Source organism: Aurantimonas manganoxydans SI85-9A1 (assembly GCF_000153465.1).
In the GTDB taxonomy this organism is placed as follows: Bacteria; Pseudomonadota; Alphaproteobacteria; order Rhizobiales; family Rhizobiaceae; genus Aurantimonas; species Aurantimonas manganoxydans.
The window spans coordinates 3,200,603-3,224,248 of sequence record NZ_CH672387.1 but is presented as its reverse complement, the minus strand read 5'-3'; the positions used below and the strand labels follow the sequence as shown (position 1 = coordinate 3,224,248).

Sequence of the window (23,646 nt, the reverse complement as noted above, 5' to 3'; positions counted from 1 at the left end):
GACGCTCTGTCTGGATGGCGGGCCGGAAGATCGGCGGCGGGCCCCTAGAGGCCACGCTCTGCGCGATGTAGCGGCCCGGCGCGGCGAATGCGAGCCGGCCGTCTGTCGCAAGCCGGGCGCTGGTCACTCTGGCGACGTCCACGCCGTTCCATGCTATCCGTTCGGCGCTGGGCCCCTGCCGGCAACACGCCCTGTTGCCGCATATTCGATCCCCGCAGACATCGATCCGGAAAGGTCGTCCCGTGACATCGCCTTATGACCCGCGCGCCAGGCGCCGCACCGGCACCCCGCAACCCGTCGCCGATCTCGTCGGCGGCCTGATGGACCCGATCCTGCGCCGCAAGGCCGGCATGACCACCGGGCTGGTCGCCGCCTGGGGCGAGATCACCGGGCCGGGCCTGCGCGATCTGACACGGCCGGAAAAGCTGGTCTGGCCGGCCCGGCGCGACGAGGGCGACCCCTTCGAACCGGCGACGCTGGTCATCGCCTGCGAGGCGGCGGCGGCGCTGCGGCTGCAGCACCAGACCGGCGAATTGCTGGCGCGGGTCAACGCCTTCTTCGGCTTTGCCGCCGTGGCGCGGATCAAGATCGTTCAAAAAGCCGTCAACCAGCAGCGACCGGACCGCAAGCCGAAGCTGCGCGATCTTGCCCCCGTCGAGCATCAGCGCGTCGCCGACATGGTCGCCCGGATCGAGGATCCCCGGCTGCAGAAGGCGTTGCGCGACTTCGCCGAGACCACCCTGCGCCGCTCGAAAGCCTGAATCCCGCGCGCCTCGCCGACCACGGCGAGGCGGAGGCCCGAGACCCGCAGGCATTGGAAATGCCGCATTTCTCCCGTACATCCCGGTGAGAACGCGTTTCTTTCTGCAAGCGAGGCTCCATCGATGAAACATCCGCTGACCGCCCGTACCCGCCTGGCGAAGGCGCCCCGAATTGCCGCCTTCCTCGCCGGAGCCGGGCTGCTCGCGATCGCCGGCTGCACCGACGAGGCGGAGAGCACCGCGGCCAGCGCCGTTCTGCCCAATTCCGATGCCGTGCTGATGGCCCAGGCCGACACCGCGCCGGCAACGCCTGCGACGCCGGCCGTCGAGGCGCCCGAATCCAGCGGTTCCGTGGACGTCGCCGACCTGATGGCCGAGGGCCCGCTGCCCGACGTGGTGATCGGCGATGCCGATGCGCCGGTGACGATCGTCGAATACGCGTCGATGACCTGCAGCCACTGCGCCGACTTCCACGAGAATTCCTATCCGCAGATCAAGACGGACTTCCTGGACACCGGCAAGGCCAAGCTGATCATCCGCGAATTCCCCTTCGATCCGCGCGCGCTCGCCGGCTTCATGCTGGCCCGCTGCACCGGCGACGACGCCAAGCGCACGGCGATGATCGATGTGCTGTTCAGCCAGCAGGATGACTGGGCCCGCGCCGACAACGCCTCGGCCGCGCTCCTGAAGATTGCCAAGCTCGCCGGCATGAGCCAGGACGAATTCACCAGCTGCCTGAATGACAAGGAGATGCAGGAGAAGATCGTCGAGATCCAGCAGAAGGGTCAGAACGAATTCGGCGTCAACGCGACCCCGACCTTCTTCATCAATGGCGACAAGTTCTCCGGCGCGCTCAGCGCCGAGCAGATGGCGGCCGCCATCCGCGCCCGCATGTAGGCCATGCGCCGTCCAGCCTCGCTGGACCTCGCCTGACCGGCCCGCCGCGGCATCCCCGCCGCGGCGGGCTTTTTTGCGTCGCAGCAATTGGCGGGGCATTGGATTTCTTCTAGACATGAACGAAGGTTCGCGGGAGGGGTGCGAACCGGCGGGATTGCCGCTCCCGCTTGCGGCGCGCGGTGGCGGGGCGGACGTCGTCTCCCCGCAGGCGCAGGCGCAGACGCCGCGCCGACCAGAAACGTGACGCGGTCCGCAAAGGACCCGTCGAGCTCGAGGGGGACGGTCGACCGCGTTCGATGCCCAAACGGATATTCACATTCCGGCGCGGAGCGGCCGATCGCACGGCCGACGCGTCCGAGGCCCTGGGGCTGAAGGGTGCCAATCTGGCGCTGCTGGCGTCGCTGGACGTGCCGGTGCCGCCAGGCTTCACCCTCGCCACTTCGGTCTGGCGCGAGGTGCAGAGCGGCGGCGACGGCCTGCCCCAGGAACTGCGCGCCGATCTGCGCATGGCGATCGAATGGCTCGAGGGCGTCACCGGCCGGGGCTTCGACGGCGACACGCGCCCGCTGCTCCTGGCCGTGCGCACCAGCGCCCGCGCCCAGATGCCGGGCCTGGCCGAATCGGTGCTCGATGTCGGCCTCAACGACCGCACGGTGGATATTCTCGCGGCCGAGCTGGACGACCCGGCCTTCGCCTATCGCAGCTATCGCCGCTTCATCGAAAGCTATGCCCATCTGGTGCTGGCGGTCGATCCGGCCGAGTTCGAGGACATCGCCGACGCGGAAGCCGCCGAGGCGGGCTGGACCGAGGAACCGGGCGACCGGGCCGGCTGGCGCGCGCTGATCGCGCGCTACCAGACCTATCTCGACGCCGAGATCGGCGCCGTCGTGCCGCAGACCCCGCTCGAACAGCTCTCCGCCGTCATCGAGGCCGCCTATGCGACCTGGCGCAGCCCGCTGGCGACGTCGCACCGGCTGATCCAGGGCATTCCCGAAAATGCCGGCCTGGCGATCACCGCCCATGCGATGATCTTCAACGAGCACGACCACAATTCCGGCACCGGGCGCGCCGTCTCCCGCGACCTAACCACCGGCGAATCCCGCTTGTCGGGCGAATTCGGGCTGGTGGCGCCGCGGGCGCGCGAGATCGGCGAGAAGCCGCCGGTGCTCGATCTGGGAACCCTGTCGGCAGGCGACGCCGAGCGCTTTCCCGCTGACATGGCCGAACTGACCGAGCATGTGCGCCGCATCGAGGCGCATGTCGGCGATGTCGTCGAGGTCGACTTCATGGTCGGCGACGGCGAACTCTTCCTGATGCAGTCGCGGGTGGCGCGGCGCACGGCGGGGGAGGCGATCCGCATCGCCGTGCAGTTCGTCGACGAGGGGCTGATCGACGAGGCCGAGGCGATCCTGCGCATCGATCCGAATTCGCTCGACGAATTGCTGCATCCGACCTTCGAGCGGACCTCCGACCTCGTCGTACTGGGCCGCGGCATGCCTGCCTCGCCGGGCGCGGCGACGGGCGAGATCGTCTTCACCTCCGAGCGCGCCCAGGAACTGGCCAACGAGGAACGGCCGGTGATCCTCGTGCGCAACGAGACCTATCCGGAAGACATCCACGGCATGCATGTGGCCGAGGGCGTCCTGACCATCCGTGGCGGCACCACCAGCCACGCGGCGGTTGTCGCCCGCGGCATCGGCCGGCCCTGCGTGACCGGCGCCGGCGCGCTGCGCATCAATGCCGGCACGGCCACGCTGCATGCCGCCGGCAAGGTGCTGCGCGAGGGCGACACCATCACCATCGACGGCACCTCCGGCGAGGTGATCGAGGGGGCCGTGCCGCTGCTGCGACCGGCGCTGACCGGCGATTTCGCGACGCTGATGGACTACGCCGACCGGGCCCGCCGCATGCGGGTGAGGGCCAATACCGAGACCCCGATCGAGGCCCGCTCGGCGCGCGCCTTCGGGGCCGAGGGGATCGGGCTCTGCCGCACCGAGCACATGTTCTTCGAAGGCGACCGGGTACGCTCGATGCGCGAGATGATCCTCGCCTCCGACGAGACCGGCCGGCGCGCGGCGCTGGAAAAGCTGCTGCCGATTCAGCGTTCCGACTTCACCGAACTGTTCGAGATCATGGCCGGCCTGCCGGTGACGATCCGCCTGCTCGACCCGCCACTGCACGAATTCCTGCCCCAGAGCGACGGCGAGATCGCCGAGACGGCGTCGATGCTGGGCGTCGACGAATCCGTCGTGCGCCAGCGCATTGCCGCCCTGCAGGAGTTCAATCCGATGCTCGGCCATCGCGGCTGCCGGCTGGCGATCTCCTATCCGGAGATCGTCGAGACCCAGGCGCGGGCGATCTTCGAGGCGGCCATCGACGCCGGTGAGAAGGCCGGCGAGGCGGTGGTGCCGGAAATCATGGTGCCGCTGGTCAGTCTGCGCAAGGAACTCGACTTCGTGAAGGGGCGCATCGACAAGGTCGCGGCCCTCGTCATGGACGAGCGCGGCTGCGAGATCACCTATTCGGTCGGCACGATGATCGAGTTGCCGCGCGCCATCGTGCGCGCCGATACCATCGCGGAGATCGCCGACTTCTTCTCCTTCGGCACCAACGACCTGACCCAGACGGTCTACGGCATCTCGCGCGACGACGCCGGCAATTTCCTGTCGACCTATGTCCGCCAGGGCATCATCGAGCGCGATCCCTTCCAGACCATCGACGTCGAGGGCGTCGGCGAGCTGATCGCGCTGGCCGTGGAGAAGGCGCGGCGCACCCGGCCGGACATTTCGCTCGGCGTCTGCGGCGAGCAGGGTGGCGATCCGGCCTCCATCGCCTTCTTCGAGCAGACCGGGCTCGACTACGTCTCCTGTTCGCCCTTCCGCGTGCCGATCGCGCGACTCGCCGCGGCCCAGGCGACCATCCGCGACGAACGCTCGCGGCGCGGCCGGGCCCGCCGCTAGACGCCGTAGTAGAAGTAGATCGCCACGCAGGTGGTAAACCCGACGATGACGTTCATCGGCACACCGATCTTCACGAAGTCGGTGAAGCGGTAGTTTCCGGCCGCATAGACCAGCGTGTTGGTCTGGTAGCCGATCGGCGTGGCGAAGGACGCCGAGGCGCTGAACATCACCGCCACCACCGCCGCGCGCGGGTCCATGCCCAGCGATGTCGCCAGGCTGATCGCCACCGGCGTGACGACGACGGCGACCGCGTTGTTGGTGACGATCTCGGTGAGAACCGACGAGATCGCATAGATGATCAGCAGCACCAGGAAGGGTGAGGCCCCCTGCAGCAGCGGCTCGACCAGCTCGACCAGAAGCTCGACCGCACCGGCGTTCTGCATGCCGAGGCCGATCGCCAGCATGGCGAAGATCAGGATCAGGATGTCGCCGTGGATCGAGCGCCAGGCCTCGTCGGCATCCAGCACCCGGACCAGCAGCAGTGTCGCGATGGCGACGAAGGCGAGGATCTGGATGCTGGCGATGCCCATGGCGGCGAGCACCACGACTGCCAGCAGCGCGCCGATGGCCAGCGGCGCCTTACGCCGGCGATAGGGGCGCGCCTCGCTGAGATCGACGCCGATCAGATCGTTGGATTCGGCGATGCGGGCGATGGCGTCGGGCCGGCCTTCGAGCAGCAGGCGGTCGGCCGGGCGCAGCTTGGTGTCGTGCAGCGAGGGACCGGGCACGTGGCGATGGCGCTGCACGCCGAGAATATGCACGCCCGAACCGGAGATATCGACGAGCTCGGAAATCTTGCGGCCGATGCCGCGGCGATGCGGCGCGACGGTGGCCTCGACGACGACCCGTTCCTCGTCTTCGGCCGCCGCGGCGGTGACCCGCGCGACGCGGAAATTCTCGTTGGAATGCAGGGTCAGCAATTCCTCGGGCGAGGCGAAGAGGATCACCCGGTCGGCCTTCTGGATCACCACTTCGGCGATCCCCTTGCGGATGGTCTCCGAGCCGCGCCGGATCGCCACCGGGCGGACGCCCCGCGCCGAGAAGGAGGCGGATTCGCCCAGCGTCTTGCCGATGGTGCTGGCGCCCTCGCGCACGACGATCTCGGTGAAATACATGTCGGCATCGGAGCCGCCGAGAACGTCTTCGGCGGAGGTGCGGTCGGGCAGCAGTCTGGAGCCGACGAACAGAAGGTAGAGGATGCCGGTGATCGCGGTCACGATTCCGATCGGGGTGATCTCGAAGATCGAGAACGCTTCCAGTCCCTGGCCGCGCGCGACGCCGTCGACCAGAAGGTTGGTCGAGGTGCCGATCAGCGAGCAGGTGCCGCCGAGGATGGTCATGAAGGACAGCGGGATCAACAGCTTCGTCGAGCCGACGCCCATCTTGCGCGCCAGCTCGGTCATGATCGGGATGAAGACGATGACCACCGGCGTGTTGTTCATGAAGGCGGAGGCGACGAGCACCCCGATACCCATGATCGCCAGGGTGATGCGTGGCCGCTTTTCGGCGCTGGTGACCAGCCAGCCGGCCGCCCCCTCCAGCGTGCCGGTTCGCACCAGCGCGCCGGACAGGACGAACATCGCGGCGATGGTGATCGGCGCCGGGTTCTGGAACACCGAGGTGAACTGGTCGCCCTCGATATAGCCGAGGACGAGGAAGGAGACCGCGCCGCCCGTGGCGATGACCTCCGGCGGATAGAGTTCCAGGGCGAACGCCACGAAGACCAATGCGACGATCGCAAGGCCGATGAATGCGGAATAATCCGTCAGGAAGGCGTCCATATAACCCATGCAATCGTGGTTCAGGAACGCTGATCTGCAGGAGCCGGAAGCTTTTGCAAGGGGGGCGTATGATCAGCCCGACGATATACTGATCACGCGGTCATCTTGGCCCGCGCAAAGCCCGCCGATGATCGGCCCGGGCCCGCCCGAAACGCCGCGGCGCGACACCGCAGCGGCGACCGGAGCGCCGGGTCAGGCCGTGCCTTCGGGCCTGACCGAGCCGAAGGGCAGGTCGTCGCGGATGTGGGTCAGGACGCCGACAAAGGCACGGGCAAATCCGCGCAGGCGCTCGTCCACCTCGTCGTCGTCCGGGACCCGGATCTCGGTACCCTCGTCGTTGAGGACCGCGAAGGCGATACGGTCGCGGTTCTGGCTCTCGACCCGGACCGCGGCGATGCGCGAGACATTGTCGAGCGTCCCGTCGGCCGGCATGTCGAAGAGGAATTCCCCGCCCACGCTGCCGGCGGCCGCGCGCACGCAGTCGGCGAAGTCGAACTCGGTCAGGTCCTGCATGTCGAGCGCCAGCTCGAACTCCACGGCGCTGAAGCTGTCGCCGTCGACGTCCGGCACCGCGACGGTCTGTTCTGCAATCTGCATGGCACCACCACTCAATCCGTTCGTCCCTTGCCGGAGATGGTCACGCGGCGAGACGGCTGAACTATGGCAAGCGCTGTCCGCCGACGCTGGACATCCGGCTTGCCTTTACCGAGATTGACGCGCGGGCCCATGTTTCGGTCCGGAGTCAGGGAGGACGGAATGCAGGGTTTGATGCAGCAGTGGCCGCTGCTTTGTTCGAAGGTGATCGACCACGCCGCAACCTATCACCCGCTGCGCGAGGTGGTGAGCCGTTCGGTCGAGGGGCCGATGCATCGGACCAATTACCGCGAGGTGCGGGCCCGCGCCATGAAGCTGGCGCAGCGGCTCGATCGCGAAGGCATCAGGCTCGGCGACCGCGTCGCGACGATGGCCTGGAACACCTGGCGCCATCTGGAATGCTGGTACGGCATCGTCGGCATCGGCGCGATCTATCACACGCTGAACCCGCGGCTGTTTCCCGAGCAGATCGCCTGGATCATGAACGATGCCGAAGACCGCATCATCTTCGCCGACATCACCTTCATGCCGATCCTCGAGGCCATCGCGCCAAACGTGCCGAGCCTCGAGAAGATCGTCGTGCTGACCGACGCCGCGAACTTGCCCGAGACCAAGCTCGCCAATGTCGTCGCCTATGAGGACTGGCTCGCCGAGGCCGACGGCGACTTCGCCTGGAAGGAGTTCAACGAGAACACCGCCGCCGGCATGTGCTACACCTCCGGCACGACGGGCAATCCGAAGGGCGTTCTCTACTCCCATCGCTCCAACCTCCTGCATTCGATGATGGCCCAGCAGCCCGACGCCATGGGCCTGTCGTCGCGCGACCGGGTGTTGCCGATCGTGCCGCTGTTCCACGCCAATGGCTGGGGTCTCGCCTTCTCCTGCCCGATGGCCGGCGCGGCGATGATCATGCCGGGCGCCAGGATGGACGGTGCCTCGGTCTACGAGATCCTGACCACCGAGAAGGTGACCTTCAGCGCCGCCGTGCCGACGGTCTGGCTGATGCTGCTGCAGCATCTGGAGAAGGTCGGCGGCGAACTGCCGGACCTCAGGAAGGTCGTCATCGGCGGGTCGGCCTGCCCGCGCGCCGTGACCCAGAAGTTCCAGGAAGTCTACGGCGTGCAGGTCATCCACGCCTGGGGCATGACCGAGATGAGCCCGCTCGGCTCGCTCTGCACCATCAAGCCGGAATATCAGGACCTGACCGGCGACGCGCTGCTCGACATCGAGGAGAAGCAGGGCCATCCGCCCTTCGCCGTCGAGATGAAGGTCACCGACGACGAGAATGTCGAGCGGCCCTGGGACGGCAAGACCTTCGGCCGGCTGAAGGTGCGCGGCCCGGCGGTCGCCTCGTCCTACTACAAGGGCACCGGCGCGGAGGCCTTCGACGAGGACGGCTGGTTCGACACGGGCGACGTCGCCCATATGGACCAGCACGGCTACATGCAGATCACCGACCGCGCCAAGGACGTCATCAAGTCCGGTGGCGAATGGATCTCGACCATCGACCTGGAAAACCTCGCGGTCGGCCATCCGGACGTGGCAGAGGCCGCGGTGATCGGCCTCGCCCATCCCAAATGGGACGAACGCCCGCTCATGGTCATCGTGCGCAAGGAAGGCCGCAATGTCTCCCGGGAGGACATCCTCGCCTATCTGGACGGCAAGATCGCCAAATGGTGGATGCCCGACGACGTCGCCTTCGTCGACGAGATCCCGCATACGGCGACCGGCAAGATCCAGAAGATGACGCTGCGCGACCAGTTCCGCGACTATCGCCTGCCGACCATCTGATCGGGTGAGAGCGGTCCGGGCGGTCTTTCTGCCGCCCGGGCTTTCCTCTATGTTCGCGGAACCCCTGCCAAGGTCCCGCCCATGAATTCGATCTACGGACGCCTGCCGGTTTCCGGCCACTATCTTCAGAAGCGGCTGCGCTTCGCCGGGCTCGCCCGCGGGCTCGCCGCCTTCGCCATCGCGCTGATGGTGGCGGCGGTGGTGTTCTATCGTCTCGGCTGGATCGTGCCGCAGGCGCTGATCGGGCTGCTGCTTCTGGTCGGCGGGCTTTCCGCGCTTGCCCTCGTGGTGGCCTGCTACGGCCTGCTGCGCGTCTGGTTCACCGGCGTGCGCGGCGGACACAAGGTGTTCGCCGGCTTCGTCCTGTCGCTGATCGCGCTGTCCCCCTTCGCCACCGGCGCCTATCTCGCCCGCGTCAATCCGCAGGCCAATGCCGCCTTCACGGACGGCTTTGCCCCCGAGGCCACCGCCGCGTCGTCGACCGCCCCCGCATCGGCCTTCGCCGCACCGACGGAGATGCCCAGCGTGGTGCCCGGCCGGCGTTATCTCGCCGACGCCCCGCGGGTCTACCAGGCCGCGCGCACGGTGCTGGCCGATCACGGCTGGACGGTAGAGGACGTCATTGTCGGCGACCCGGCTCTGGCGGGAGCGGAGGCGGAGCGGCAATCCGACGATCTCGGCGTCAGCACCGGCGCGGTCCCGCTGCCGACGCCGCGGGCCGGCATCGACGCGATGGTCGCCGATGACGGGCTCGACCGTCCCGACAGCGACCAGTACCGCGTCGCCGCGGTGGCGCGCGACCGTGTGTTCGCCCTGCCGAGCGACGTGACGATCCGGCTGGTGCAGGAGGGCGGGGAAACCTTCGTCGACCTGCGCGCCGTCTCGCGCGCCACCGGGCTGGATCTCGGCCAGAACCGCCGCTTCATCGAGGCCTTCCTGGCCGATCTCGATCTCGCCATGTCGGGCCTGGAAACCATCGACGCCGGCTGAGCGGCGCCCCGGTCGCGGCTCCGCCGTCTCAGGCGGCGGTGTAGATCGTCGCCAGTGTCGGCGGCCCGTCGCAGGCCACGACGCCGCGCGCGACCAGATCTTCCAGATGCGCCAGCACCGACAGGCCGGCCGCCCCGTGCAGGCGGATATCCACCGTCTTGTAGAGCGCCGCGACGATCTCCGGGATCGTCCGGTCGCCCTCGGCAAGGCGCCTGACAATGGCGGTCTCGCGCATGCGGCGATGGCCGATCAGCCCGCGCACGAAGGGTTTGGGCGCGGCGATGACGCCGCCATGGCCGGGCAGATAGAGCTGGTCGTCCCGCGCCAGCAGGCGTTCGAGCGACGCCATGTAGTCGCGCATCGCCCCATCGGGCGGCGCAACGATGGAGGTCGACCAGCCCATGACGTGATCGCCGGAGAGCAGCACGCCATCCTCACCGACCGCAAAAGCCAGATGATTGGCGCAATGGCCCGGCGTCGCAACGACGGAGACCGGCAGGCCGCCGAGCGTCAGCTCCTCGCCGTCGGAAAGAATGCGGTCGAAGGCGAGATCGGTGTCGCCGGCCGCTTCCAGCCGGTGGGCCTCGCCGTCGCGCAGCGGGCGTGAGGCGCGGTGCGGTCCGCCGCCGACGATCGGCGCTTTGGTGAGGGCGGCCAGCCGCCGCACGAGCCCGGTATGGTCGCGGTGGGTGTGGGTCAGCAGGATCGCCTCGACCGGCCGGCCGGCGATGGCCGCGACCAGCGCATCCAGATGGGCATCGTCGTCCGGCCCGGGATCGACCACGAAGCAGCCTGTCCGCCCGGCGACGTAGCTGTTGGTGCCGGCAAAGGTGAAGGCGCTGGGATTGTTGGCCGTCACCCGGCCGATAACGGCGGCGACCGGGACCAGCCGGCCATAGGCGGGATCGAAATCCGTCTGGAACTCAGGCATGTTGGCGCGATCGGGCCTTTCGCTTCTTGCCGCCCTTCTTCGCCGCCGGGGCAGGGCGATCGGATTGCGCCGCCGCTTCGGCGATCTCGAACAGATCCGTCGTCAGGCGGCGCCGGGCGGCGTCGGTCCGCGTTTCCTGCGGCGAGTCATACGCCACCAGCAGTCTGTCCTGCCCGCCGATCCCGATCGTGGCAAGGCCCTCGGCATGGTCGGAGCCGCGGATCACCGGCAGGTCGAGGATCCGCGCCAGCAGCCCGGCCGGGTAGACCGGCCGGCCCGGATCGTAGTCGTCGATGAGCACCACCGACTGCATCGCCTCCAGATCGGTGGTCGCGCCGGTGAGGATCAGCAGCCGGTCGCCCCGCCATTCGAGGTCGCGGATCGCCTGTCCGTCGAGATCGACGGCCTGCAACTGGTAGCGTTGGCCGTTCTCCAGCTTGCGGGGCTTGAGGGTGCCGGATCCGGTTTCCTGCATCTCCAGCCGCACGATCATCGCATGGCCGCCGATCACCGGCCCGCGCAGGCCGAGAAGCACCGTGTCGCCCTGCACGGCCAGGCCCTCGATGTCGAGGCCGTTCTCCTTGCAGGGATGATCGACGAAGGGCCCGATCAGCGCATCCTTCGCCAGCATCTTGCGGATCGGCGTCTTGGACGATTTCGACATCTTCACCATCGCCGCGCGCCGCCCCGGCACGCCGTCCAGCGCATCGATGGTGGCGACCGGCTCGAACACCCCGTCGCCGCGATCGATCAGCGGCACGCGGCCGAGAAAGCCCCGGTTGGGGTCCCAGTCGATGTCCTCCATGTCCGCCAGGCCACCCTCTTCGGGATCGTCGCGCTTCAGCGAATGGGAGCCGCAGATCCACAGATAGCCGTCGGCGATCGCCAGGCCTTCGATGTCCATCTCGCCGGACGGCCCGTCGGGCAGCTCGAAGGCTTCGCCGAGCGGGAAGTTCGCGTGCCCGGCGGCGTTCGTCCCGGCCTCGTCGAGCACCACCCGCTCGATGGTCGCGGTCTCGTCGCAGGTGCAGAAAATCGAGCGGCCGATCACCGCCAGTGCCGAGACGTCCTCCCAGATCGGGTCGTGGACATGGGCCAGCTCGTCGATCGCCCGAAAGGTGAGATCGACGGTGCCGGACCGCGACCGGTCGAGGGCCATGGACTTGTCGATCGCGGTTGCCTGGGCGGCGGGCAGGCGGGGGCGCCGGTTCTTGGCCATGACAGCGTCTCGTCGTTGCGGATGCTTGAGGACATCGCGCGGGGAGCGCAGCAAGCAAGGGCGGCGGAAGTCATTGCGCGGGACAACGGCTGGCTAACGGCCCGCCGGTCCAGGCTATCGCGCCGCGGCGATGGCGCCACGGCCGCCATCGCCGCACGCCGAAACGGCCCCCATCGCCCGGCGACGATCCGGCGCGCCCCACCGCGTGCGGACCCCCGCGACGGGTCGTTGCATGGACGCCGGCCAGAGGCTATAGGACCGCCATGCGCCTTGGGGCGTCGCCAAGTGGTAAGGCAGCGGCTTTTGGTGCCGCCATTCGCAGGTTCGAATCCTGCCGCCCCAGCCAGAACCATTCAACCCTTTGAAATTCTTGACTCGGCGTTCCAGGCTGGGGAAGCGCGTCCCCGCTGGGACACAAGACTGTGGCGCAACCGTGTGACACGGAGTGCGGAAATGGGGTCGCGACAGGTCTCGAACGTCCCGGCACTGTTTACTACCGGTGGAAGCAGTTAGCTGAGCAATTCGTGGAGCGAACCGGGTTGGAACTTGCTGAGTTGAGCCTTCGAACAAGGTGGCTCAGGTCGCGGGCTCGGCGCGTGATCCAGTTGACATCCATCCCTTGCGGCGCCGTCTCTCCCTCCGCATGCACTTCGCGCGGAGAGTGCCATGGCGACGTCCCGCCCCCTCGACGAAGCGTCCGATCGCTTCACGCGCCGCGCGGCTTCCGTGGGTCGGGCGGTTGGGCGAGCTTGGCGCGCAATCGCGGCGTCGCCCAATCGAGGAAGGCGCGCAGCTTCAAGGGCATCGGCTTGCGCCCTGAATAGACGACGTGGACGGGCAGTGGCGGTTGCTCGAATTCCTCCAACAGGATGACGAGAGAGCCGGCCTGCCTCGCTGCTTCCATCTTGTAGCCCATCACCTGGGCGATGCCGGCCCCGGCGATGGCCGCCGCGACGGCCGCCTCCGACGTGTTCACTGTCAGCCGTGACCGGATCGGCTCTGCGACGATCGTCTCCTGCCGCAAGAATTTCCACGACCCCGGCGCCCCGAAATCGTCGATGGTGATGCAGTCATGCGCGATCAGGTCCTTCGGGTCTTCCGGACGGCCCCGATCCGCGACGTATTCGGGGCTTGCGCAGAGCACGATGCGAACCGAGCCGAGCCGCGTCGCAATCATGCTGCTGTCGGCCAGCGGCCCGATCCGGATCGCGGCGTCGATATGGTCCTCCATCGGCCGCATGATCCGGTCGGTCAGCATGAGCCGCAGGTTGATAGCGGTATGCTCGGCCATGAAGGCGCAGGCGATCGGCAGCAGATGCATGTGGCCCAGCCCCCAAGGCGAGGTGACCGCCAGATCGCCGCTGGGCGTGCGATATTCGCCCGAGACGTCACGCTCGGCCCCCTCGACGTCCTCGAGGATCCGCTTGCAGGCTTCGACATAGGATCTGCCGGCGTCGGTCAGCTTCAGATGGCGCGAGGAGCGCGTGAACAGCTGGGTGTTCAAGGCAGCTTCCAGTTCGGCAAGCCCGCGACTGACGGTCGCGACCGGCATCGCCAGCTTGCTCGCAGCGGCAGAGAGGCTGCCTTCGTCCGCGACCGCGATGACGACCGACATCGACTTCAGCCGATCCATCAGCAGCTAACCTTCCGATTTCGAGAAGCTGATTTTCAGATTTACGGGTTGCGGCCCGCTGTCGCAATCGCTCATCATCCGCACGGCAGGCAAGCAAGTCAAACAGCACGTTGAAGCGGTTGCTCGGCCGGCTGGCTGGGTTGTCCCCTGACATCTTCGAAAACACTTTCGCCACCCAAGTCGACGCAGGCATCAGACTTCCGCCCTGGCTGCGCAATTCGCAACGACGCCTGCACTGCCCGGGCCGGCTGCATGCATGCGCGCCGTACATTTCATCGGGAGCGTCGGTGATGACCGTCGCCGCCTCGTTCGCTTGTGCCCGGATCCAGTTTCCATCGCTAACCGAGAGGATGACATGAACGTCGAGCGCACCACCGACAGCCGTCCCGCCGTCGACCGTCGAAGCCTCCTTCTGGGGCTCACGATGGCAGTTGCGGGCACCGCCGCGCCGCGTGTCGCCTCCGCGGCCGGGACGTCGGAAGGCGGCGGCATCAGGGCTGTCGTATCGCCGATCCCCACGACCCACTACAAGACGGAGACCATTGACGGCATCGGCATCTTCTACCGCGAGGCTGGACCTGTTGACGCTCCGGTCATCCTGCTCCTGCACGGCTTCCCGACGTCGTCGCACATGTTCCGCAACCTTATTCCGGCGCTTGCCGACCGCTACCGCGTCATTGCTCCGGACTATCCCGGCTACGGCCAGAGCGACATGCCTGACCGCGACGGATTCGACTACACCTTCGACCGGTTCGGCGAACTCGTCGGCGGCCTGCTTGAGCGCCTCGCGGTGACCCGCTACGCCATGTACGTCATGGATTATGGCGCCCCCGTCGGCTGGCGGCTGGCGCTCGCCCATCCCGCGCGGGTGACGGCCCTGATCGTCCAGAACGGCAATGCTTACGAAGAAGGACTGACCGACTTCTGGGATCCGATCAAGACCTACTGGGCCGACCCCTCGACGCCCCACCGCGAGGCGCTCCACGTCCTTGTGACGCCGCAGATCACAAAGTTCCAGTACCTCGACGGCGTCAAGGATACTCGTCGCGTCTCCCCCGACAACTGGGTGCACGACCAGGCGCTGCTCGATCGCCCGGGCAATGTCGAGGTGCAGATGGACATGCTCTACGATTACCGGACCAACCTGCCGCTTTATCCGCAGGTGCAGGCCTATTTTCGCGAGCATCAGCCACCGACCCTGATCGTCTGGGGCCAGAACGACACGATCTTTCCGGCCGTCGGCGCGCATCCCTACAAGCGCGATCTTCCGGAGGTCGAGTTCCATCTGATCGATTCAGGTCATTTCGCCTTGGAGGACAGGGCGGACGAGATGGTCCCGCTGATCCGCGACTTTCTCGACCGGGAGGTCGGATAAGGTCGACTGCGACGCTTCGCCAACGCGAAGCGTCGCGAGGGCCCGGCGCCATCGGGACGAACGAACTGGCTCAAGGTCGTTCGGCTTTTGCACCGGCCGCCGGACGTTCGGTCGCCCGGTCCGCGACCGGCGCCTGACCGGCGCCTGATTGTCGATCGTCGTCCGCTTCTTCGAAGGAGGCAGTATGGCCTACGGATTTCTCGACATTGCGGTGACGCCCACCGTTCGCTCCGCGCAGGAGGAGAACGGCGTTGCCGAGATGTGGCAGAATTTCACGGGCCACCGGGAATTCGATCGCTTCGACGAGTCGACGAAACGCTTCATCGAAGCGCGTGACAGCTTTTACCTCGCTTCCGTTTCGGAGACCGGATGGCCCTATGTCCAGCACCGGGGCGGACCGCCTGGCTTTCTGAAAGTGGTCGACGAACGAACGCTGGCTTTCGCCGACTATCGCGGCAATCGCCAGTATATCAGCAGGGGCAATGTCGCCGCGAACGACCGCGTCTGCCTGTTCTTGGTCGATTATCCTCATCGCACGCGGCTCAAGATCTACGCCCATGCGCAAGTCGTCACGCTGGAAAGCGACCCGGCCCTGCGGGCGCAGGTCGAGGACCCGGACTATCGAGGCCGACCGGAACGACTGTTTCGGCTGCGGCTCGCCGCGTTCGACTGGAACTGTGCGCAGCACATTACGCCGCGCTTTACCGGGGAACAACTCGCCGAAGTGATGGAGCCGCTCCATGCCAGACTGGCCGGACTCGAGGCGGAAAATGCGGCGCTCCGCGCCCGTCATGGCTGAACAGCCCGGAAACGGGTCTCGAACGGTGAACCCGCAGGAGGTTGGCATGTCTGCTGCTGCCGACGAAGCCTCGATCGAACGACCGGGTGCCTTTCCTTGGGGTCTCGTGCCTGGGTCCGTCCCGGCGCTTTCGCCGCCCACCGGCCCGCTCGTGGCGCCGCTGGCGCCATCACAGGCCCGCTTCTCAAGGCGTTCCGGCCATGACTGAGACGGTGATATCGAGACAGCCTCACCGATCGATCGTTGCTTTCCTGCCCGTCGGACTGTTCGGTTCGACGATGGGGCTCACCGGACTGAGCGTGGCGTGGCGCCAAGCGCAGATCCGATACGAGGCGCCCCCCTTGATCGCAGACACGATCGGCCTCGTAGCGCTCTTGACGTTCGCCGCGCTCGTGATCGGCTACGCGGCGAAAGTGATGACGGCGCCCGCCGCCGTCGTGGCCGAGTTCCGTCACCCCGTCGCAGGTAATCTGTTCGGGACGGTCTTCATCAGTTTGCTGCTGATCCCGATCGTGTTGGCGCCGTACTCCCTGCTGCTCGCCCAAGCGATCTGGTTGATCGGCGCCGTCGGGATGGTTGTCTTTGCCTGGACTATCGTCAGCCGCTGGATGAGCGACCGCCAGGTCGTCGCCCACGCGACACCCGCATGGATCGTACCGGTGGTCGGCATGCTCGATCTGCCGCTGGCGCTGCCATCGCTGGGGCTTCCGCCAATGCACGGCGTGATGGTGCTGGGTCTGGCGGTCGGGCTGTTCTTCGCCATCCCGATATTCACGCTGGTTTTCTCCCGCCTCCTGTTCGAGGAGCCTCTGCCGCCGGCGTTGCAGCCCTCGCTGATGATCCTGATCGCGCCCTTCGCGGTCGGCTTTTCCACCTATGTCGTCACCACTGGGCAGATCGATCTGTTGGCGGAATCGCTCTACGTCCTCTCGCTTTTTATGCTTGTCGTGCTTGTGGGGAGGCTGCGTCACGCGGCGACCTGTTGCCCCTTCAATGTTTCGTGGTGGGCGATCAGCTTCCCGCTCGCAGCCACCGCCATTGCCGGAATCCGCTTCGCAACGGCCGCGGCGAGCAGCGTAGCCGATGTGATCGCCCTGCTCCTCCTGGGGTTCGCAACGCTTGCCGTCTTGGCGCTGCTGGCGCGCACGCTTTGGGGGATGGCGCGCGGAGAACTCGCTGCCATGAGCAGCTGAAATGCCGACAGCCGATGAAGGCAATCTTGAGTAACGAGGTCCCCGCGAGCCCAATTGCGAGCAAGGAACGATGTCGAAGAGGAGCGGCACGCTTGACCCTTCTCCAGGCGATCACTCGTTCCATACGGTGTTGCGCCTCCTCGTGATTTTGGTCGCGCGGTCGTCGCCGTTCGCGAGTTCCTCCAGGCCAATCCGGCGCGGGCGCGATGCGCTGGTTTCCCCCGCTCGACCCGGCGAGCAGCATCGGAAGCTTTTTTCGTCCAACAGCATGACCCGACGATCTGAGCAGATAGGGCCGCAGAGGAGGAGGGCCGAGACGGCGTGCCAGCGAGCCCGCAGGCCTCGATCAGGCGCATTCCCTCAAGCGGTTTCATGCCTCTTTCGCCCACGCCACGCGAGACTTGACGCTGGCAAAGTGATCATTAATGATCATGGCATGCAGAAGCCGGCACGCCAGATCCGTTTCCCGCAAGATCGCCACCGGCGCATGGCCGAACTCATCGCCGCACGTGGTCGCATGACGGTTGGAGAGCTGATCGATGCGTTTGGCGTTTCCGGCCCGACGGCGCGCCGGGATCTCGAAGTGCTGTCGCAAGCCGGGCTGATCGTGCGGACGCACGGCGGCGCGATGGCGCCAGGACAGGGCGGGCCGACAGAGCCCTTGTTCATGGAGAAGCTGCGCACGCATCAGGCAGCCAAGACGCGTATCGGAGCCGCCGCCGCCCGCCGGGTCGAGGATGGACAACGCGTTCTGGTGGATTCGGGCACGACAACCCTTGCGGCGGCTCGCGTGCTTGCCGGCCGCCCCGTGCGCATCTTCGCGATGGATCTCAAGATCGCGGAAGCCGTCGCTGTTGGCGAAACCCGGGTGTCTCTTCTCGGTGGCGAAGTGAGGAACGGCTACTACAGTCTGATCGGCGAGTGGTCGTTGCGCGCGCTGCGCGACTTGGTCTGCGATCTCTTTCTGATGTCGGCGGATGCGCTCGACCCGGCCGGCGTCTCGAATTCCACCCCGGAGGAAGCGGCCGTAAAGCAGGGCGGCATCGGCTGCGCCGCCCGGACGATCCTTCTCGCCGATCATTCCAAACTGGGGACGCGCGCGCCGGTTCCGGTCTGCGGCCTCGATGCAATCGAGACCCTGATTACGGATCGCAAGGCCGCCGGTCGTCTCGACCCCTATCGCTCGTCGTTCGACAGGATCGAACTTCACTAACGCAATCACGGCGACAGCCGTCTTGCCCAGCACAGGACACCGGGCCGACCAATGAACAAGTTCAGGACCTTATTCGGCGAACGCAAGCCCGTCATTGCGATGGTGCATTTGCTGCCGCTTCCGGGGACGCCCCTGTACGATCCCGCAGGGGGGATCGAGGCGATCGTCGAGGCGGCGCGACGTGACCTGCAGGCACTCCAGGCTGCCGATGTCGATGCGGTGATGTTCGGCAACGAGAATGACCGCCCGTACGAACTGAAGGTCGATACGGCGTCGACGGCAACCATGGCCCAGGTGATCGGACGGCTGCGGCCGGAGATCGAGAAACCGTTCGGCGTCAACGTTCTGTGGGATCCGATGGCGAGCGTCGCGCTGGCCGCAGCAACGGGTGCCGCCTTCCTGCGCGAGATCCTGACCGGAACCTATGCGTCCGACATGGGGCCCTGGACCCCAGATGCCGGCGCTGCGATGCGGTATCGTGATAGACTGCGCCGGCCGGACCTTGCAATGTTCGCCAATGTTTGCGCGGAGTTCGCTTATTCGCTGGATCGTCGTGAACTGGCGGATCGGGCGCGTTCGGCCGTGTTCTCATCGATCCCGGATGCGATCCTCGTGTCCGGCGCGATCACCGGCGAAGCGGCCGAAATGACTGACCTCATCGCCGTGAAGGGTGTGCTTCCGACAACGCCGGTGCTTGCCAATACCGGCGTCAAGCACGCGACGGTCGCCGATGTTCTCAAGGTCGCTGATGGCTGTATCGTGGGCTCTTCGCTGAAGATAGACGGCGATACCTGGAAACCGGTGGATGCTGACCGGGCCGCCGAATTCATGCGGCTCGCAAAGGTCGCAAGGGGGGAGTGAGCGCGATGAGCGTGCGTCGCGACAGTCACGGCTCGTATCTTTTCGGGCTCGGCGCGCTGGCGCTCGTGATCTTCGCGGCGCTGTCTTTGTTCGCACCGAACTTCCTGAGCTTCGCCAACCTCAATTCGATGGGGTCGCAGTTTCCCGAATTCGGTCTTCTGGCTCTGGCGGTCTTGCCCACCATGCTGTCGGGCGGCATCGACCTGTCGGTCGTGGCGATGGCCAATCTCGCATCGATCGTGGCCGCGCTTCTGCTGCGCGCGGGGCCGGAATTCGCCTGGCTGGCAATTCCCGCGGCGCTGCTGATCGGCATTCTCTGCGGCCTGCTCAATGGCTGCCTGGTCGCCTATCTCCGCCTCCCGCCCATTCTCGCGACGCTCGGCACCCTGCAGCTCTACGGCGGGATCGGCATTGTGGTGACCGGCGGGCCCGCCATTACCGGCATACCTTCATGGTACGGCGCCTTCGGCAACGCCTCGATCGGCGGCTTCCTCCCGGTTCCGCTGCTGGTCTTCGCGTTGGCCGCCGTGGGCCTCGGCCTGTATCTGCGGCTGACCCCCTCGGGCATGCGCGCGCGACTGTTCGGCGCCAACCCGGTGGCGGCCCGCTTCGCCGGCATGCCGGAAACGTCGTTGATCCTGAAGATCTACGGAATGTCCGGCTTCATCGCGGCCCTCGCCGGCCTCGTGATCCTTGCACGGGTCAACTCCGCCAATGCGGATTACGGCGGGTCGTACCTGCTCCTCGTTATTCTCATCAACATCCTTGCCGGCGTCAGTCCGTTTGGCGGATCGGGTTCGGTCACCGGCATCGTTCTGGCGGTGATCAGCCTGCAGCTGATTTCCTCCGGCCTCAACTTTCTCGCATTCTCGGCCTTCGCACGCGACCTGTTCTTCGGTGGCCTGCTGATCCTCGTAATGACCGTCAGAGCACTCTTCGAAGGCGCTGGTCTCGCAAGGTTCCGGCCGAGGCCCGACAAGGCGACTTCGACATGACTGACCTCAAGACCAGACTGCGGACAATCCTTCACGACCTGATGCTGGTACCCGGACTGTCCGGCCACGAAGACAGGGTCCGTCGCAGGACGGCCGACGCACTGGCGGAATTCGGCCTGACCTCTCGCACCGATCGGCTCGGAAATCTCATCTCGACGATCGAAGGCGAGGCGGGGGCCCCGAGCATCATGCTCTTCGCGCATACCGATCAGTTGGGGTTCGTAACCCGCAAGATCGAGCCGAGCGGCCTGATCCGTGTCGAGCGGCTCGGCGGGGTCCCCGAAAAGGCGTTGGCGGCTCAGGCCGTACGCTTCTGTGTCGGCGAGGGGCGGGATGTCTCAGGTATCGTCGCCAACAAGAGCCACCACGCGACGCCGCCGGAAGAGAAATACAAGGTCACGCCCTATGCCGACCTGTTCATCGACGTGGGGGCCGACACGGCGGACGCGGTGCGGGCGCTGGGGATCGAGATCGGGACGCCTGTCGTCTACGAGCCCAGGGTCATGCATCTGAATGCCGATCGGATCGCCGGCACGTCGGTCGACGATCGCGCCGGCTGTGCGGTGGTCGTGGAAGCAGCCCGGCTGTTGAAGGACATCTCGCCACGCCCCACCGTGCATTTCGTATTCGCGGTACTGGAGGAGTTCAACCTGCGCGGCGCAATGGTAGCAGCTCAGGCGCTCCGCCCGGATATTGCGATCCAGCTCGATCTCGCGCTGACGGCGGACACGCCGGACATGACGCATCGGGGAGAGGTGCGACTGGGCGGTGGGCCTGCCATGAGCCTCTATTCCTTCCATGGTCGCGGCACGCTCAACGGCACGATTCCGCATCCGGCGCTGACGGCGTTGGTGGCGTCGACCGCCAGGGAGGACGGGATTCCGCTTCAGCGCACCGCGCATGTCGGCGCGTTGACGGACTCGTCCTATGTCCAGCTTGTCGGCGAGGGCGTTGCCTGCATCGATCTGTGTTTTCCAAGCCGCTACACCCATACCGCGCTCGAGGTCTGCGATCTGAACGATCTCGTCGGTCTGACCGAACTGGTGGTCGGCGCCATCCGGCGTATCGGGGTCGACTTCCCCCTTGATCGGGATGTCTACACGTGAGCGGCACCTATCTCGGCATCGACGTCGGAACCTTCGAGACGAAAGGCGTCCTCGTCGTGGGGGATGGTCGGATCCTCGCCCAGGCGCGCCGTTCGCACCGACTGATCGTGCCGCGTCCGGGCTGGGCCGAACACGACCCGGAATCGGACTGGTGGGGAGAGTTCGCCGCGATCTCCCGGGAACTGCTTGCCGAGGCCGATCTGCCTGCAACGGCTATACGGGCAGTCGGCGCCAGTGGAATTGGTCCGTGCATGTTGCCGGTCGATCGTTTCGGCAACCCGCTGATGAACGCCGTGTTGTATGGGGTCGACACGCGCGCCCACGCCGAAATCGCCGAGCTGAACGAGCGCATCGGTCTGGACACGCTGTTCGAGCGCACGGGGAATGCGCTGACCTCGCAATCGGTTGGCCCGAAGATCCTCTGGCTGAAGCGTCACCGTCCGGAGATCTACGCACAGGCCGACGGCTTCGTGAATTCCACGACGTTTCTTGTCGAGCGGCTGACCGGGCGCCGCGTGATCGACCATTATTCTGCCGGGAGCTTTCAGCCGCTTTACGACGTGGAACATCAGGACTGGTCGGATACCCTGATGGACGGCATCGTCGAGCGTGAACGGATGCCCGAACTGCTGTGGACGACCGAAATTGCCGGGCGGGTTACGCCTGCTGCCGCAGAAGCCACGGGTCTGGCTGTCGGCACCCCGGTCATCGCCGGGACGATCGATGCTGCCGCCGAAGCGATGAGCGTTGGGGTGTCCCGACCGGGCGAGACCATGATGATGTACGGCTCGACGGTCTTCATCATCCAGGTGACGGAGGACCGGGCGCGCGATCCGCGGCTGTGGTACGCGCCCTGGCTGTTTCCCGGCCGCCATGCCCTGATGTCCGGTCTGGCGACGAGCGGAACGCTGACCCAATGGTTCCGCAACCGCTTCGCCCGCGACTTGCCGTCGGAGACGGCCATGGGCGCGTTGGCGGCCGAAGCGGCGCAATCCCCCCCGGGCTCGCGGGGGCTGATCATCCTGCCCTATTTTTCCGGCGAACGGACACCGATTCACGATCCCCACGCCAAAGGCATCATCTTCGGCCTCGACCTGACTCACGAGCGCGGGGACCTGTTCCGGGCCGTGCTCGAAGGGATCGCCTATGGCGTTCGCCACGTAATCGACACCTATGTCGAGAGTGACCACCCGCCATCCATCCTGGCGGCTGTCGGCGGCGGCACCAAGAACGCCGTCTGGTCGCAGGCCGTGTCGGATATCTGCGGCACCGATCAGTTGCTGCGCCGGGAAACGGTCGGCGCAAGTCTCGGCAGCGCCTTTCTTGCCGGCCTCGGCGTGGGAGATCTTGTCGAGGCGGATATCGACAGATGGAATCCGCAAACCGGGGCGATCGTTCCCCGCACTGAACATGCCCCGCTCTACGCGGCGGGATTCCGCACCTATCGCGAACTCTACGAGCGCACGAAGGACCTCATGCAGGCTGGCGCTTGAGGGAGGCCACGGCATCGGTTCCGGTGCCCAACAGGGAGAAGTAGCATGGCAGGCAAGTTCAGAACTGCACTGATGGGGGCGCTCGCTGCGTCGACCCTTATTGGCGCTGCCGGAATGGTTGGCGCCCAGGACGCACGCGAGATGGTGACGGTCGTCAAGCTGTCCGGCATCGCTTGGTTCAACCGCATGGAAGAAGGTGTTCGCGAGTACGCCGAGGCAACCGGCAATGACGCCACCCAGGTCGGCGCGGCAACTGCCGACGCGGCCCTGCAGGTCCAGTTGATCGAGGATCTGATCGCCCGCGGCGTCGATGCGATCAACGTGGTACCCAATTCGCCCCAGACCCTCGAGCCGGTGCTCAAGCGTGCCCTCGACAACAATATTGTCGTTGTCGGTCATGAAGGCGCGACGCTGGAGAACATCACCTACGATCTCGAGGCGTTCGACAACAAGGCCTATGGCGAGCATCTGATGGAAGCTCTCGCCCAGAAGATGGGCGGCGAGGGGGAATATGCTGTCTTCGTCGGTTATCTGACCTCGGTGACCCACAATGCATGGGTCGACGCGGCGATTGCCTACCAGGAAGCGAATTACCCGAACATGACCCTGGTCGGCGGAAAGCAGGAATCCGCCGAACAGCAGCAGCAGGCCTATGCCAAGATGCGCGAATTGCTGCGCACCTACCCCAACATCAAGGGCATGCAGGGCTCTGCCGGCGAGGACGTGGTCGGTGCGGCGCTGGCTGTCGAGGAAGCCGGGCTCAACGATCAGATTTCGATTGTCGGAACCAGTCTGCCGTCGGTATCGGGCCCGTATCTCGAAACCGGTGATATCGACATGATTTCGTTCTGGGATCCGGCCAAGGCCGGCTACGCCATGAACGTCGTCGCGGCGAAGGCAATGAACGGCGAAACGATCGAGACGGGGGCCGATCTCGGGGTCGAGGGCTACAACGAGGTTCGGGTGGATGGAAAGGTCATCTACGGCCAGGCGTGGGTCGACGTGACCGCTGACAACATGAACGATTACGATTTCTGATTGTCGACGGGCTGCC

The 23,646-nt window shown here is 66.4% G+C and carries 19 protein-coding genes and 1 tRNA gene; 15 read left to right on the top strand and 5 right to left on the bottom strand.

The window, feature by feature from the left end; all coding sequences use genetic code 11:
- Positions 1 to 242 precede the first annotated feature (242 nt).
- The 3 genes from SI859A1_RS15200 (at position 243) to ppdK (ending at position 4,618) form a co-directional block, all read left to right on the top strand.
- A complete protein-coding gene (locus tag SI859A1_RS15200; RefSeq protein WP_040325883.1) occupies positions 243 to 761 on the top strand; it encodes a DUF721 domain-containing protein in 519 nt (172 codons plus the stop codon).
- Between the two features lie 123 nt (positions 762 to 884).
- Positions 885 to 1,658 (top strand): DsbA family protein, encoded by a 774-nt coding sequence (locus SI859A1_RS15195; RefSeq protein WP_009210598.1) that lies wholly within the window; start codon positions 885 to 887, stop codon positions 1,656 to 1,658.
- Positions 1,659 to 1,954: 296 nt separating this feature from the next.
- Positions 1,955 to 4,618 carry a pyruvate, phosphate dikinase gene (gene ppdK / locus SI859A1_RS15190; protein WP_009210597.1) on the top strand — a complete coding sequence of 888 codons (2,664 nt, stop codon included), beginning with the start codon at positions 1,955 to 1,957 and terminating at the stop codon, positions 4,616 to 4,618.
- On the opposite strand, the gene SI859A1_RS15185 is transcribed toward ppdK, so the two are convergent.
- The gene (locus SI859A1_RS15185) at positions 4,615 to 6,408 is read right to left on the bottom strand and encodes an SLC13 family permease (protein ID WP_009210596.1); all 1,794 of its coding nucleotides are present in this window, start codon (positions 6,406 to 6,408) and stop codon (positions 4,615 to 4,617) included. The genes ppdK and SI859A1_RS15185 overlap by 4 nt on opposite strands.
- A gap of 183 nt (positions 6,409 to 6,591) precedes the next feature.
- Positions 6,592 to 6,996: a hypothetical protein gene (locus tag SI859A1_RS15180; RefSeq protein WP_050767556.1), complete on the bottom strand. Its 405-nt coding sequence runs from the start codon at positions 6,994 to 6,996 to the stop codon at positions 6,592 to 6,594.
- Between the two features lie 159 nt (positions 6,997 to 7,155).
- Between SI859A1_RS15180 and SI859A1_RS15175 the strand changes: the two genes are divergently transcribed.
- On the top strand, positions 7,156 to 8,784 hold the full coding sequence (locus SI859A1_RS15175; protein ID WP_009210594.1) for a fatty-acid--CoA ligase: 1,629 nt from the start codon (positions 7,156 to 7,158) through the stop codon (positions 8,782 to 8,784).
- 81 nt (positions 8,785 to 8,865) lie between these two features.
- Positions 8,866 to 9,774, top strand: a complete 909-nt coding sequence (locus SI859A1_RS15170) for a DUF1499 domain-containing protein (RefSeq protein ID WP_040325881.1) — start codon at positions 8,866 to 8,868, stop codon at positions 9,772 to 9,774.
- A 28-nt stretch (positions 9,775 to 9,802) separates the two neighbouring features.
- Here the strand turns inward: SI859A1_RS15170 and SI859A1_RS15165 are convergent, their stop codons facing one another.
- Positions 9,803 to 10,705, bottom strand: a complete 903-nt coding sequence (locus tag SI859A1_RS15165) for an MBL fold metallo-hydrolase (protein ID WP_009210593.1) — start codon at positions 10,703 to 10,705, stop codon at positions 9,803 to 9,805.
- A complete protein-coding gene (locus SI859A1_RS15160) occupies positions 10,698 to 11,924 on the bottom strand; it encodes a DUF3616 domain-containing protein (RefSeq protein ID WP_009210592.1) in 1,227 nt (408 codons plus the stop codon). Before SI859A1_RS15160 ends, SI859A1_RS15165 begins: the two co-directional genes overlap by 8 nt.
- Before the next feature lie 271 nt (positions 11,925 to 12,195).
- On the opposite strand from SI859A1_RS15160, the gene SI859A1_RS15155 reads away from it, so the two are divergent.
- Positions 12,196 to 12,270: transfer RNA gene (locus SI859A1_RS15155), tRNA-Gln, on the top strand.
- Positions 12,271 to 12,630: 360 nt separating this feature from the next.
- On the opposite strand, the gene SI859A1_RS15150 is transcribed toward SI859A1_RS15155, so the two are convergent.
- Positions 12,631 to 13,557, bottom strand: a complete 927-nt coding sequence (locus SI859A1_RS15150) for a LysR family transcriptional regulator (RefSeq protein ID WP_009210591.1) — start codon at positions 13,555 to 13,557, stop codon at positions 12,631 to 12,633.
- Positions 13,558 to 13,912: 355 nt separating this feature from the next.
- Between SI859A1_RS15150 and SI859A1_RS15145 the strand changes: the two genes are divergently transcribed.
- The 9 genes from SI859A1_RS15145 (at position 13,913) to SI859A1_RS15105 (ending at position 23,630) form a co-directional block, all read left to right on the top strand.
- The gene (locus SI859A1_RS15145) at positions 13,913 to 14,932 is read left to right on the top strand and encodes an alpha/beta fold hydrolase (RefSeq protein ID WP_009210590.1); all 1,020 of its coding nucleotides are present in this window, start codon (positions 13,913 to 13,915) and stop codon (positions 14,930 to 14,932) included.
- Between the two features lie 184 nt (positions 14,933 to 15,116).
- Positions 15,117 to 15,731 carry a pyridoxamine 5'-phosphate oxidase family protein gene (locus tag SI859A1_RS15140; RefSeq protein ID WP_009210589.1) on the top strand — a complete coding sequence of 205 codons (615 nt, stop codon included), beginning with the start codon at positions 15,117 to 15,119 and terminating at the stop codon, positions 15,729 to 15,731.
- A 200-nt stretch (positions 15,732 to 15,931) separates the two neighbouring features.
- On the top strand, positions 15,932 to 16,924 hold the full coding sequence (locus tag SI859A1_RS15135) for an SLAC1 anion channel family protein (RefSeq protein WP_009210588.1): 993 nt from the start codon (positions 15,932 to 15,934) through the stop codon (positions 16,922 to 16,924).
- Positions 16,925 to 17,360: 436 nt separating this feature from the next.
- Complete coding sequence (locus SI859A1_RS15130; RefSeq protein WP_009210587.1) at positions 17,361 to 18,137, top strand: DeoR/GlpR family DNA-binding transcription regulator; 777 nt, start codon at positions 17,361 to 17,363, stop codon at positions 18,135 to 18,137.
- Between the two features lie 51 nt (positions 18,138 to 18,188).
- Positions 18,189 to 18,998 carry a BtpA/SgcQ family protein gene (locus SI859A1_RS15125; protein WP_009210586.1) on the top strand — a complete coding sequence of 270 codons (810 nt, stop codon included), beginning with the start codon at positions 18,189 to 18,191 and terminating at the stop codon, positions 18,996 to 18,998.
- Between the two features lie 5 nt (positions 18,999 to 19,003).
- Positions 19,004 to 19,993, top strand: coding sequence for an ABC transporter permease (locus SI859A1_RS15120; RefSeq protein WP_009210585.1), 990 nt, complete (start codon positions 19,004 to 19,006; stop codon positions 19,991 to 19,993).
- Complete coding sequence (locus tag SI859A1_RS15115) at positions 19,990 to 21,099, top strand: M42 family metallopeptidase (protein ID WP_009210584.1); 1,110 nt, start codon at positions 19,990 to 19,992, stop codon at positions 21,097 to 21,099. The genes SI859A1_RS15120 and SI859A1_RS15115 overlap by 4 nt, the downstream gene beginning before the upstream one ends.
- Entirely contained in the window at positions 21,096 to 22,592 is a 1,497-nt protein-coding gene (locus SI859A1_RS15110) for an FGGY-family carbohydrate kinase (RefSeq protein ID WP_009210583.1), read from the top strand. Before SI859A1_RS15115 ends, SI859A1_RS15110 begins: the two co-directional genes overlap by 4 nt.
- Before the next feature lie 45 nt (positions 22,593 to 22,637).
- A complete protein-coding gene (locus SI859A1_RS15105) occupies positions 22,638 to 23,630 on the top strand; it encodes an autoinducer 2 ABC transporter substrate-binding protein (RefSeq protein WP_009210582.1) in 993 nt (330 codons plus the stop codon).
- Positions 23,631 to 23,646: the final 16 nt, after the last annotated feature.